The following is an 11,857-nucleotide window of genomic DNA, read 5'->3' on the forward strand; positions in this document are numbered from 1 at the left end:
CCGCTGCTGGCGGTGCCGGAGGGTCAGGGCGGTTGCCTAACTGCAGGATCCGATCGTTGTGGTTCGGACCGTCGGGAGGTGAGTCACGAGACTGGCCGCCGCCACTGACCCGCGGAGGTGCAGGATCTCTTCGTGCTGGGCGGCGAGCCGGGCCAGGGCCTGGGCGCGGAACTCGCTGAGTTCTTCATTCATGTCCTCGGCGCGGGCCAGCCGTTCTTTCAGAGTGGCGACCTCAACTTTGAGCCGCTCGATCTGGGCTTCACGAGGGTCGGGAATCTGCCCTGCTTCCTGCAGCCTCTGGAGGCGGCGCTCGAACTCGGTGCGGAGGTGGGCATAGGGGCGGGCGCCGTAGAAGGCGGTGCGGTCGACGGCGGCCTCGCGAGCGAGGGTCTTGATGTCGCACTTGCCGCCGGGCGGGATCTCTCCGCGCAGGAGCCGGTCCATGGCGGCTCGGATGCGGTTCTCGTTCTCGATGCGCTGGGCAGCGGAGATTCTCAAGAGGACTCCTCGTTCCTGGTGTCGCTGGCAGCGTCGATCTCGGCGACGACCCGGAGGGCTCGGTCGAGGTCGGCCTGGAGCCGGGTGCGTTCGGTCTTACGGGTGGTGCCGAGCTGGCCGATGAAGACCTTTGTTCTGTCGGCATGCTCGGCCCAGACGGGCCGGTGCCCGGGGTGGTGTGTGGCCTGCGGGCACCGAGCGGAGTCACACATCCCGATCAGCGGACGGTCCGCAGTAGGGGTGCCAGCGAGTTTGAGGCAGAGTGCCCGCGAGGGGTCGGTGAACCAGCAGTAGTTCGCCGGCCCGAGGTGCAGGACCTTGGCGCGTTTGGTCAGGAGGTTCAGGACGTCTCGGTCGTTGCGCTGGGTTTTCGGGGCCGCCGCCGAGGCCGCATCGAGCTGGGCGTCGATGCCGGCGAAGAACTCGGTGAGGCTGCGGGCGCCGGGACCGGCAGGCAGGATGCCCTCCTGGTAGTTTCGGAACTCCTCCAGCACCAGCTGGAGATTGCGCTCGCTCTCGTGCTTGTTGACCTCGGCCAACAGCTCGGCCTGGGCCCCTCCGGGGCGGGAGGCATAGCCTTCCGTTGTGGCCACGGCGATATGTTTCATGTGGATCTTGGTGGCCAGGACGCCGCCGGGCCGGTAGGCCATTTCCAGGGACAAAGACCGCCGCAGCATCCGCAGATTGACGGGTCCCTCGGGGATCGGCAGCAGGCCAAGTCGCAGGCCGGCCTCGGAGTTGGCCCAGTTCTTGAACCACTTGAAGCGGACGTTGAACGAGAACCTGCCGATCAGCAGGGACCCCTCGTCCGGGGCGTCGTGCAACTGCTCGAGGAGCTCGATCGCCCGATAGACCGGATCGATGACGACCCACTCGTCGTCGGTGCCGCCCAGCGGCTGCCCTTTGACGATCTTGCTTGCGATTCGGTAGCGGGTCAGGCCCGGGACGGACTCTTCGGGCGGTCGTCGGCAGCCGATGCGAAGCTCCATCAGTACTGGCGGGAGGGGGTTATTCCGACTGTGCACTATTCCCACCTCTCCCACATGATCCTGGCCAGCGCCCGTTCAGCTCAGCCCGCTTCCAGCGAGTCGGCCCGCCGCTTCAGGTCTGTCGCGATGTCGTCCCAGTCCGGTCCATGCATCCAGAGGTTTTCGGCGGCCTCTCGCAACAGCGCCGGCTCGTCCGGCCGCTGCAGGAGCACCAGACGGTAGGCCAGGTTGCGAACCCAGACCGGCAGATAGCCGTCGACCACGTGCGGGCTCAGCGCACGCAGCATGGCGAGGATCGAATCTGCACCAGCGAAGGTCAGCTCTTCGACGAAGTAGTGCTCCCGGTGGTCGCCGTCGCACTTCGGCGTAGGTCGGTACTCGTCTCCGTAGAGACACCGGGCGTGCTCCGTCAGGGTGCTGTGCATGCCCTGGAGCCTATGCGGCCTTGATCCGCCGGACAGAGCCTGCCCGTACCGCTCCGCGATGATGATCCGTTGGGCGATGACCGGAATGATGCCTCGGCCCCCCTCAAGCGTCCATCTGCGAGGATCACACAGTGCTGCGAACCGTTGAGATCACCGCCGAACTGACAGTGCCACCCCGAGGTGAGGTCTTCCACAACCTCCACTGGCAGAAGAAGCTGGACCTGAGCTTGGACTGCTTCACCTGTGAGCGCACGGGGCGCACTACTCACTTCCGTTATGGCGAGGAATGCGCGGTTTGTTCAGGTAGTCAGAGGGCGGAGCATCCGGCTGCGGCTCGTGTTGCCGCCTTCGACGTCACCGACGAGCGGGAGCGGGCGGTGCTCCGGGCTGTCGTCGACTATTGGTGGGCACCGTTCCACGACATCAAGCGGGACCAGCCAGCGGCCGCGCTGACGCGCGCGCCATGGGTCCGGCTGTACCTGGGATACCGCTGCCCGCAATCACAGCAGGCCGAAGCCTTCAGCATCCAGAGCAACATGGTTCGCCCCGTGAGCCAAACGTGTACCCACTGTGCTCACCCCCTCGCCACCAGCGCGCAGTCCCCCAACATCCGCTTGCTGTCCTGACCCTCACCGCCATGCATTCCCGACCGGTGCGTTGCCGGTGAGCGCGTGCATGTCGTTCCCGGTCGCTAAGGTGCGGCGCATGCAATCGCTGATCACCGCCATCTACGAACACGCCGACGCTTCCCGCCTCCTTGCCTGGCCGGGCGACTTTGACCTCGACCGGGGAGACCATGGCGAGGACGTTCACCTCGCGTCGGGCGCGGCTCTGGAGGGCTTCGCGGGTGATGGAGCAGGGGGCACGTACTTCTTCTGTGGCGATGGCGGGGAGGAACGTCCGGTCCTGTACGCGGATTCCGAAGGTGGCGCGGCGCTGGTCGCCATCGGCCTGCCGGAACTCCTGCGGCTCCTCCTGGTCGCGCCCTGGTGGCGCGACTGCCGAGAGTTCACTGCCGAGGAGAGCGGTGAGCTGGCCGCCGAGTACATGGAGGACATGCCCGACCTGGCAGCTCGGCGGGACCGAGCAGCCGCTGCTCTCGGCCTTGACCTTCCCACTGAGACCGACGTCCTGGCCCGCCTGCGCGAGGTCGCGACCGAGGCAGGCAAGGACTTCATCCTGATCTTCACGCCGGAGGATGAGCCCTACGACCCGCTGATCAAGGGCTGAGCGGCGTGCCTGTCGTCGACAAGCCCGGCGTTGCTGAACTTAATTGGGGGGCTGTCAGGGCCGGCCGCCCGACATGAGTCGCTCGTCTCGCGGGCCTACGGGTGTTGCCGGGGCGGTCCATCGGGAGAAGATCTTCCCGTGAGCCAGCCCCTGCCGCAGTTGCCGAAGCCCGAGTTCGTCCTGACCCGCATCGAGGCTCCACCCGGGGTCCCCGCCCAGATTGCTGTCGATCTCGGTGAGACTGGCGTCCCAGGCGGGTTGATCGGATACGAGTACCAGGCGCTGAGTGAGCCGGTGTTCCTCGGAGGGATCGGTGAGCGGGGGCTGGTCGCCATCGCGACGAGTGGTCTTTTCGGCCGCATCGCCGTGGACGTGGCCACTGATCACGTGGTGCAGATTCCCAAGATCGAGTCAGCGACGGCCAGTCACGTGAACAGCGACCTCGGCTCCTTCAACCGATGCGTTGCGGCCGTGATCGCACGCTTCCCGTTCTACGCGGACGGCGACGAGGACAGGTACGAGGAGGTAGCGGACGAGCTTCGCGATCTCATCTCTGGCATCGACGAGACCGCCCTCGTGCACAACGGATTCTGGGAGACGTTCTGCGACGACGTGGCGATCGGGGACTGCGCGGACTGGGATGCGTGATCTGGCAGCGATCTCTGGCGGTGCCTCCCGGCCTTGATCAGCCCTACTCGTGAACCCCCCGACCTTGTTCCTCGGCGCGTGCCGCGAGGTACTCGGCCCAGTCGCGTTGGGCGTAGGTGACCCAGCGGATGGCGGTGTGGCGGTGCATGCCGGTCAGGTCGGCGAGGATGGGGCTGGGGAGGTCGGTGGCGAGGGCGGCGAGGGCGGAGTTGCGGGCCGCGCGGACCGAGATCCCGTGCCGGTTCAGCTTCTGTGTCATGGCGTGCGTCGAGATCGGCTTCCCCGGGACCAGACCCGCGAACAGCAGTGGTGGACCCGGAGTGGCCTGGGTGAACAGCGCTCGGGGGACGGACTGTGGTTCGTCGGCCAGCTGTTGCAGCAGCCCGGCCAGTCGTGGGGGCAGCAGGACCGGGTGGCGGCCGAGCATGAGGTGGGTGTGCTGGTCGCCACGTTGCAGGTGGGCCGGCGTGAGGTTGCAGAGGCGTTCGGTCGACGGGCCGAAGAGCAAGGTGATCGCGCCGGCGGCCCGGACGACCAGGGGCAGCGCGTCGTCGGCGAGGCAGCGCTGGAGGAGTTCCCAGCGGTCGTCCTCGTCGAGCAGGGTCTGGGGTTCCTGCTGCGGGATGGAGGGGACGGTGAGCTTGCGGGTGAGCTGACGGCTCGTGGTCCAGTTCAGGAAGTAGCGGACCAGGTAGCGGCGTTGGCTGGTGCCACCGGTGATCCAGTCGTCGATGTGCTCCTGGGTGAGATCTTCGAGCGTCAGTTCTCGTTGGTCGATCCAGGCCAGCAGTTCCAGGGCGACGCTGACGCGCCGCCTGAGGTCGCGGTCGGCGGATGCCGGGTAGCGGCGGACGGCCGCGCGCTGACGGGCGCGTCGCAGCAGGAACCAGTGCAGGAACGGTCGGGCGAGGTTCGCGTGGGCCACCGGCTTGTCGGCCAGTTCGTGCTCCAGCCAGCCGGGGATCCGTTCGAGGTCTTCGTTCCGAGCTTCCAATATGCCTGTGTGGACGAGGAGTTGACGGATATAGCGCTGGTTGCGACTCGGCGGCAACTCGTCGAGCAGTTCGTGGCTGAGCGGGCGGTCCTCGGCTGCGAGTCGGGCGAGAAGACTGCTGTTCGGGCTCTCCCGGATCCACTGGATGGCCTGAAACGGCGCCGGAACGGCCGCCAGCGCGGCGGCAAGCGGCTCCAGTTGCGGGGCGACGGTGCCATCGGCCCCGGCAAGCAGGAGGTCGACCCGCTCAGCGAGCACGCAGAACGCGCACCGGCCATGGCTGTGGGGGTTGCCAGTCCGGTCGCACTGGGCGCACGTGTAGTCGGCATCGAAGCCGACGCACGGACCGCAGACGCCGCTGCCGTGCGCGTCTCTTGCGATCAGGGGCTGGTCGGTGCCGCACCGCGAGCACGCGGCCGGCGACCGCAGGACCGCCGTGTAGCAGCTGTTGCAGACCGGTCCCATCGGCCATCGGGTGGTGATCGGCTTCGTCCGGCTGCAGCGGGCGCACGGTTCGCCGGTCCGGTGGCGCGCGTAGCAGGTCCCGCACATCGGCTGGCCGTGCTTGTTGCTGGCGCTGGGGCGGAGGCGTCCGCAGACGGAGCAGATGTTCTCGGGGCCGCGGTAGCAGCCGTCGCAGAGGTCGGGTTGCCCGTCGCGTGCGTTGCAGGCGATCCGCTTGAGCTCGCCGCATCGGCCGCAGGGCCGCCGGGGCCGTCGATGGCGGTTGTAGCAGAGGTGACAGACCGCGCCGTCGGCGTCGATCAGCGCGGCAACCGCGCTCTTGCCGCAGGTCACGCAGGTGTGCGTTGGACGTTTCCAGCAGCTCTTGCACAGCCCTCGGCCGTCGTCCCGGCGGACCACGGGGTTCTGAAGTTCGCCGCACTCGGCGCATTCCTCCCGCCGGGCGGGATCCTTTTGGTAGCACGCCGAGCAGATGCCGCCCTCTTGGCGGCGGGCGGTGATGTGCACGCCCTCGCGGTGGCAGCGCGCGCAGGTCGCGCGGCGGCTCTTGGCGTCGCAGGTCGCGCAGAGCCGCCCTTCGGGCCGCAGCTGCCGAAGGTCGGCCCGCACCGTGCGGCAGTGCGCACAGCTGGGGCGGACCACCGGGTGGCCGCTCTCGTGCAGCACCTGGGCCAGTCGCAGCAGGACCGGTGGGCAAAGTGAACTCCCCGAGGTCAGGGCCTGGGGGTGTGTGGCCAGGTGCTCGGCGAGTTCCTCCAGGAAGCGGGCCGTTCCGCGCACGGGGATCGGCACTGCGACCACCAGCGCTGCCGTGGCCTCCTCGGTACCGAGACCCGGTAGAGCCGTGACGAGCTGAGTGGTGGCCGCGGCAGTCGCGGCTTCGAGTCGCGCGGCCTGGGCCGCGAGCCGGGCGACGGTCGACGGTGCGGTCGGCGAGGGCGCGCTCACAGGCCCTCCGGGCGCCGGATGGCGGTTCGCCGCACGGCCGGCAGTGGACCGAGGGTCTCGCCGCCGGCGGTCTTGCGGACTTCCTCGTTGACGGCCTGGACCTCGATCAGGTCGTTCGGCTGGCAGGCGAGGATGTCGCACAGAGCCGCCAGCACGTCCATCGACAGGCGCTGCGGGGGCTGGGTGACCAGGCGGAAGACCTGCTCGCGGGACAGGACGACACCCCGCTCGGCCAGCAGCGGCACCAGGTCGGTGGTCTGGAACATGTCCTGGTCGGCCATGAGTTTGCGCAGGTTCCAGCGGTAGCCCATCTTCTTGATCACTTGGGGTCCTCCCAGATGCCCGGGTAACGCTGGGTCAACTTCCGCTGCAGCAGCCGGTTACGGTACTCGTCCGAGACGCCGGTGTAGATGGCCGTGGTGCTCGCGTAGCCGTGTCCGGCTTGATCTTGGACGAACCGCTCCGGGTAGTCGAACTCGACTAGGTGCGTGATGTAGGAGTGCCTCAGGCAGTGCATTTTCAGCTCTTCTGGCAGGTCAGCGGCCTTCCGGGCAGCGTCGAAGGCTTCATTCGCCGACCGGCGCGACAGGCGCCCGCTGCGTTCGGTGACCCAGATCGCCGGGTGCTTCCCGGCGCCGAACCGGGGCCGGACCTCGGTCAGGTAGTGGTCCAGGACGTCGACGATCCAGTCCATCTCCGGGACCGTGAAGATGGTGCGGCGCTTGGGCGGGCTTCCCTTCGAGGACTTGCCATAGCGGACGAACATCGCCCCGTGGCGCTTGTACTGCGGCGCCTTCGGGTTGCGCCGCAGGTCGGCGACGTCGAGGTGGACGTTCTCCCGGCGGCGCATGCCGTAGGCGTAGTAGGTCTTGAGCAGGGCCGAGTCCCGCATCGCGGTCAGCGCGCCCTTGCGGCCGAGCTTGCGGATCTCCTCGACGCGCCCGTCGGCGGCGTCGAACAGGGCCTGGATCTCGTCGTAGGTCAGCGGTCGTCGACTCGGGTCGCCCTCGTACTCGCTGACGTGGGTGACGGTGTTCCACTCGTGCAGGATCTGCATCGGCACCTGGCCGAAGCGCTCCTGGCAGACGTTCATCCAGCCGTAGCGCGCGTCGGTGATGTACTCGCAGAACAGCCGCAGGTGGTTCTGGTAGCCGCGGCCGCTCGAGACCGTGAACGTCGGCGTCTTCGCGCGCAGGTGGTCGATGAACGCCTCGACCTCGGCCGGCTGCCACTGCCATGGGTACTGATTGGTGAACTCGGCGAACCGGCGGACCAGCGACAGCCGGGGCTTGATGGTCCCGTCCCAGTTCAGGAAGCGGCTCCGCTGCTGCTTGGTCCACCCCTCCAGCATCGCCTCGAACACCGCCGGCTCGGGGTCCAGATAGGAGACCCCGTCCACGAGCATCAGGTGTGCCGCACCCGCCAAATCAGCCGCTCTAGCCACTCCAGCCTCCGTTGCGTTAGATGCAACATTGTTGGGATGGTGTCGGTCGAGCGCAAGAGGCGCTGGCAGATCAATGGTCACTGGGTTGGCGGCCTCAAAGTTGACCCCTCCGACCTGCGAATATGCTGTCCGCCCGCCCTGTTGAATGTTGCATCAAACGCAACTCCGCCCCTTTCTCCTGTGGGCGCATACCGGTCAAATACAGGCAGATGAGCGCTGCGGCGGTGCCCAGGTGCCGGATCAACTCGCCAGCCTCGTCGAAGCCGATGAACTCGCGCCATCGCCGCCCGTCGAGCAGCCCGGTCACCTCGACGGGCAGCCGAGCAGGCTCGTGCCGTTCGGCGAGCACTGAGCCGAGACCGTACCGACTTCCGAAATGATCGACTTGGGAAAGGCTCGCCCCGGTCGTAGCGGCAATGAAGATCCTGGCGAGGCTGGGGGATCCTTGGTTCTCAGTCGTCGGCAAGGGAGCGCCGGAGCGGACAAGCGGCAGCACATATGCCTCCAGAGCGGCCCGCCCCTCTGCGCTGCCGCGGAACACGGCGGCGAGGTCACTCATGCGGCGCCTTTCGGTCCATGCCGCCAGAATGTCGTCCGCGAAGTCCTCGACCAGCCGGATCGCCCAGACCAGTAGCGGCCCGATCACCTGCGGATCCAGCGGCTCGGTCAAGTTCTCTCCACCGCCCTCGCCCTTTTCGGCGGGCAGGTAGTCGTCGATGCCCTCGCTCACCCAAGGAGGCTCGGCGACCCCGACCGGGCGTGCGGGATCGCGTCCCTTGTCGTGGTGTAGCCGATCAGCGTTAGGTGGTGCGCCGGGGGCGCGTGCCCGGGTGGCTTCCGCTCCCTGCCCGCAGGGCGGGCCACCGTGCAACTCTCCGTAGTGAACGGCCAGTTCAACTAGGGAGGTGCAGGGTGGCCCTGTCTCAGCATGACCTACTCCGGTTGTTGGAGTCACTACGTTCGGCGGATGGGCTCGAACTCGTCCGGTCGGTGGCCGAGCGCATGCTCCAGGAGCTGATCGAGGCCGAGGCCACGGCCCGGATCGGCGCTGAGTGGAACGAGCACACCGACACACGCACCGCGCTGCGCAACGGGCACCGCGACAAGACGCTGACCACCCAGGCCGGCGACCTGGACCTGGGCATCCCCAAGCTGCGGTCGGGAAGCTTCTTCCCCGCGCTGCTGGAGCGTCGGCGCCGCATCGACCAGGCCCTGTACGCCGTCATCATGGAGGCCTACGTCCACGGCGTGTCCACCCGGTCGGTCGACGACCTGGTCAAGGCCCTGGGCTCGGACAGCGGGATCTCCAAAAGCGAGGTCTCGCGGATCTGCCAGGACCTGGACGGCCAGCTGACCGCTTTCCGCGGCCGGTCGCTGGACCACGTCCGCTTTCCCTACGTCTATCTGGACGCGACCTACTGCAAGGCCAGGGTCGAGCACCAGATCGTCTCCCGGGCCGTGGTGATCGCCACCGGTATCACCGAGGACGGCGGCCGCGAAGTGCTGGGCGTGATGGTCGGCGACAGCGAGAGCGAGGTGTTCTGGGGCGAGTTCCTGCGCTCCTTGCGCGAACGCGGCCTGGCCGGGGTCCGGCTCGTGATCGGCGACCACCACCTGGGGCTGGTCAGTGCCATCCGGAAGGTCATGCTCGGGGCCGCCTACCAGCGCTGCCGGGTTCACTTCCTGGGCAATACCTTCAGCGTGATCAGCAAGGATGCGGCGGAGATGGTGGCCGCGACGATCCGCACGGTCTTCGCCCAGCCCACGGCCGACGCGGTCCGCACCCAGCTCGACACCGTCGCCGACATGCTCGGCAAGCAGTTCCCGAAGGTCAAGGAGATGCTGCTGGAGGCCAAGGACGACCTGACCGCCTTCGCCGCCTTCCCCGAGCGACATTGGAAGAAGATCCAGTCGACCAACCCGCTCGAACGCATCAACCGCGAGGTCAAACGCCGCACCGACGTCGTCCAGGTCTTCCCCAACGACGACGCCCTACTGCGACTGGTCACCGCGGTGCTGTTCGAGCTCCACGACGAGTGGATCGCCTTCCCGCGCCGCTACTTGCCCGAGGGAAGCATGGACCAGATCTACCCCACTGAGCTCCCCGAACAAGCCCCCGCGCTACCCAACACCACCAACGCGCCATCCCATTGATCGGCTACACCACCACAAGGGACGCCATCGCGTGCGGTGAGCTGATCGAATGCCCAGAGGTCGGTCAGTCGGTCCAGGAACCGCTCCATGTAGCTCCGGTCGGCGCCCTCACCGCCGCGGTGAGCGGCGTAGGCGGCGAAGTCGACCGGGCCGCACTCAGACAGGCTGTGGATGCCAAGTTCGGCCAGCCATTGGGCCATGGCCATCCACTGGCGGCAGGTTTCAACCAGCTCTGAGGCCGATGCCCGGGAGCGGGCCGCGACTCCTCGTGACTGCAGGTAGGTCGGACGAAGCTCGCCGTTGATCAACGCCCAGGCGGTCTGCTTCAGCTGATCGCGCATCCCCTCGGGGCTGTTCTTCCAGTGGATGGACACCAGGCTGGCACCGGGATTGTCGATCAACGGGGCGAGAGACCAGGTTGGATCGCGGTAACGGCTGTTCGGGTGGCGGTTGCCGGAGCTGATCCGCCGGGCCAGCACGACGGGGCTGTCCGGGCTGGGCATCGGGAGGAACGAGCACGCCGTCGAGCTGAGAGGACGGTACGTGACCTGATGTCCGTTTCGGTGTCGCCTGATCGTGTGACTGTGGGGACTCCCGGCCGGTCGACGGGCTTGGCCGTGCTGGAGTGACGGGGTGAGCGACCGCAAGCCCTACAAGAGCGACTTATCCGACGAACGCTGGGCGCTGATCGAGCCGGTGACCACTGCGTGGAAGGCGAAGCACCCGTCCGTCAGCGGCCACCAGGGCAACTACGAGATGCGAGAGATCGTCAACGCGCTCCTGTACCAGTCCCGGACCGGCTGCCAATGGGACTACCTGCCCCACGACCTGCCACCGCCTGGCGCGGTGAAGTACTACTTCTACAAATGGCGCGACGACGGTACCGACGAGGTCATCCATGACTTGCTGCGCTGGCAGGTGCGCGAGAGCCGGGGACGATTAGCCGACCCGCGCCTGGTGGTACTCGACACCCAGAGCCTGCATGCCGCCGCCGGGGTACCCGCGGCCACGACCGGACGGGACGCCGCCAAGGAGGTGCCGGGCCGCAAGCGAGGGCTGGCTGTTGACGTGCTGGGCCTGGTGATCGCTGTGGTGGTGCTGGCCGCCTCCGTGCACGACAACGCCTTTGGCACCGCATTGTTGGACAAGGTCGCCGCCGGGACCCCCACGGTGACGAAGGCGCTGGTGGACCAGGGGTTCAAGAAGACGGTGGTCGACCACGGCGCCGGCCTGGGCATCGCGGTGGAGATCGTCGAGCGCAACCCGGTCGACCGCGGCTTCGTCCCGCAGCCGATCCGCTGGAGGGTGGAGCAGACCAACGGGATCTTGATGCTGCACCGCAGGCTGGTCCGCGACTACGAGCACCGCCCGGCCAGTTCCGAGTCCCGGGTGTACTGGGCGATAAGCGATGTGATGGCCCGTCGACTGACCGGCGCCTCCACCCCGTCCTGGCGCGGCGCGTGAGCGGCGACCCACAGCAGACCCTCGGTGCCCTGCTGGCCCGTCTGGAGGTCCGAGAGCGGCAGATCGCTGTGGAAGCGGAGGTCGCTCACGAGCAGATCGCGCAGCTGACCGCGCTGCTGGACGGACTTGCCCAGGCCGCCGAGCACATCACGATCACCCGCAAGACACTCCTGGAACTGTCCGACGAAACGCCTCCGGCGCAGGCCACACCGACTCCGGCCCTGCCGGATGGCCCCGCATACCAGCAGATCATGGCCGTGTTCGCCGAAGCCGACACCCCGCTGCGGGCGAGGAACGTGTGCGAGGCAATGGACCTGGATCTCATGCCGAACAACATCAACAACGTCCGCATCAAACTGAAGCGCCTGACCGGGCGGAATCCTGGCCGAGACCGAGCCGGGACTGTTCACCAGGGCGCGACCGTAACCGCCCGGCAACCCGCGACCGGCCCACTCACCCAACCGCAACGATGAAACGGACATCAGGTCACGTACCGTCCTCTGAGTGGGCGTTTTGGTATCTCTGATCCCATAAATGGCTTATGGTCGCGTCGCTTTGATTACGCTATGCCCGATAGATGAACAACATCCATCCTTCG

General features: G+C 67.5%; 14 protein-coding genes. 6 read left to right on the plus strand and 8 right to left on the minus strand.

The annotated features are described in order from the left end of the window. Positions 1-36: 36 nt before the first annotated feature. Genes ABH925_RS34495 through ABH925_RS34505 form a run of 3 tightly spaced genes read right to left on the minus strand, consistent with a single transcriptional unit; the run spans position 37 to position 1,912 of the window. Positions 37-498, minus strand: coding sequence for a hypothetical protein (locus ABH925_RS34495; RefSeq protein ID WP_370154849.1), 462 nt, complete (start codon positions 496-498; stop codon positions 37-39). Next, the gene (locus ABH925_RS34500; RefSeq protein ID WP_370154852.1) at positions 495-1,532 is read right to left on the minus strand and encodes a hypothetical protein; all 1,038 of its coding nucleotides are present in this window, start codon (positions 1,530-1,532) and stop codon (positions 495-497) included. Before ABH925_RS34500 ends, ABH925_RS34495 begins: the two co-directional genes overlap by 4 nt. 35 nt (positions 1,533-1,567) lie before the next feature. Next, positions 1,568-1,912, minus strand: coding sequence for a hypothetical protein (locus ABH925_RS34505; RefSeq protein WP_370154855.1), 345 nt, complete (start codon positions 1,910-1,912; stop codon positions 1,568-1,570). Positions 1,913-2,043: 131 nt separating this feature from the next. On the opposite strand from ABH925_RS34505, the gene ABH925_RS34510 reads away from it, so the two are divergent. The 3 genes from ABH925_RS34510 to ABH925_RS34520 all read left to right on the plus strand — a co-directional run bounded on the left by ABH925_RS34510 (position 2,044) and on the right by ABH925_RS34520 (position 3,790). After that, complete coding sequence (locus ABH925_RS34510) at positions 2,044-2,538, plus strand: hypothetical protein (RefSeq protein ID WP_370154858.1); 495 nt, start codon at positions 2,044-2,046, stop codon at positions 2,536-2,538. 79 nt (positions 2,539-2,617) lie between these two features. Then, positions 2,618-3,142, plus strand: a complete 525-nt coding sequence (locus tag ABH925_RS34515) for a hypothetical protein (protein WP_370154861.1) — start codon at positions 2,618-2,620, stop codon at positions 3,140-3,142. A 138-nt stretch (positions 3,143-3,280) separates the two neighbouring features. Continuing rightward, on the plus strand, positions 3,281-3,790 hold the full coding sequence (locus tag ABH925_RS34520) for an SUKH-4 family immunity protein (RefSeq protein WP_370154864.1): 510 nt from the start codon (positions 3,281-3,283) through the stop codon (positions 3,788-3,790). 43 nt (positions 3,791-3,833) lie between these two features. Here ABH925_RS34520 and ABH925_RS34525 read toward each other — a convergent pair whose 3' ends face one another. The 4 genes from ABH925_RS34525 to ABH925_RS34540 form a co-directional block, all read right to left on the minus strand. Continuing rightward, a complete protein-coding gene (locus tag ABH925_RS34525) occupies positions 3,834-6,197 on the minus strand; it encodes an XRE family transcriptional regulator (protein ID WP_370154867.1) in 2,364 nt (787 codons plus the stop codon). Continuing rightward, entirely contained in the window at positions 6,194-6,520 is a 327-nt protein-coding gene (locus ABH925_RS34530) for a helix-turn-helix domain-containing protein (RefSeq protein WP_370154870.1), read from the minus strand. Before ABH925_RS34530 ends, ABH925_RS34525 begins: the two co-directional genes overlap by 4 nt. Then, on the minus strand, positions 6,517-7,602 hold the full coding sequence (locus ABH925_RS34535; RefSeq protein ID WP_370154873.1) for a tyrosine-type recombinase/integrase: 1,086 nt from the start codon (positions 7,600-7,602) through the stop codon (positions 6,517-6,519). Before ABH925_RS34535 ends, ABH925_RS34530 begins: the two co-directional genes overlap by 4 nt. A gap of 133 nt (positions 7,603-7,735) precedes the next feature. After that, positions 7,736-8,371, minus strand: a complete 636-nt coding sequence (locus ABH925_RS34540) for a hypothetical protein (protein WP_370154876.1) — start codon at positions 8,369-8,371, stop codon at positions 7,736-7,738. 182 nt (positions 8,372-8,553) lie between these two features. Between ABH925_RS34540 and ABH925_RS34545 the strand changes: the two genes are divergently transcribed. Continuing rightward, the gene (locus tag ABH925_RS34545) at positions 8,554-9,795 is read left to right on the plus strand and encodes an IS256 family transposase (RefSeq protein WP_370154881.1); all 1,242 of its coding nucleotides are present in this window, start codon (positions 8,554-8,556) and stop codon (positions 9,793-9,795) included. On the opposite strand, the gene ABH925_RS34550 is transcribed toward ABH925_RS34545, so the two are convergent. After that, on the minus strand, positions 9,729-10,298 hold the full coding sequence (locus ABH925_RS34550; RefSeq protein ID WP_370154883.1) for a hypothetical protein: 570 nt from the start codon (positions 10,296-10,298) through the stop codon (positions 9,729-9,731). The two genes, ABH925_RS34545 and ABH925_RS34550, sit on opposite strands and share 67 nt — an antisense overlap. Before the next feature lie 130 nt (positions 10,299-10,428). Between ABH925_RS34550 and ABH925_RS34555 the strand changes: the two genes are divergently transcribed. After that, positions 10,429-11,259 carry an IS5 family transposase gene (locus ABH925_RS34555; RefSeq protein WP_370154886.1) on the plus strand — a complete coding sequence of 277 codons (831 nt, stop codon included), beginning with the start codon at positions 10,429-10,431 and terminating at the stop codon, positions 11,257-11,259. A 68-nt stretch (positions 11,260-11,327) separates the two neighbouring features. After that, entirely contained in the window at positions 11,328-11,732 is a 405-nt protein-coding gene (locus ABH925_RS34560; protein WP_370154889.1) for a hypothetical protein, read from the plus strand. The last annotated feature ends 125 nt before the right edge of the window (positions 11,733-11,857 follow it).

This window comes from Streptacidiphilus sp. EB129, assembly GCF_041262645.1.
Taxonomy (GTDB): Bacteria; Actinomycetota; Actinomycetes; order Streptomycetales; family Streptomycetaceae; genus Streptacidiphilus.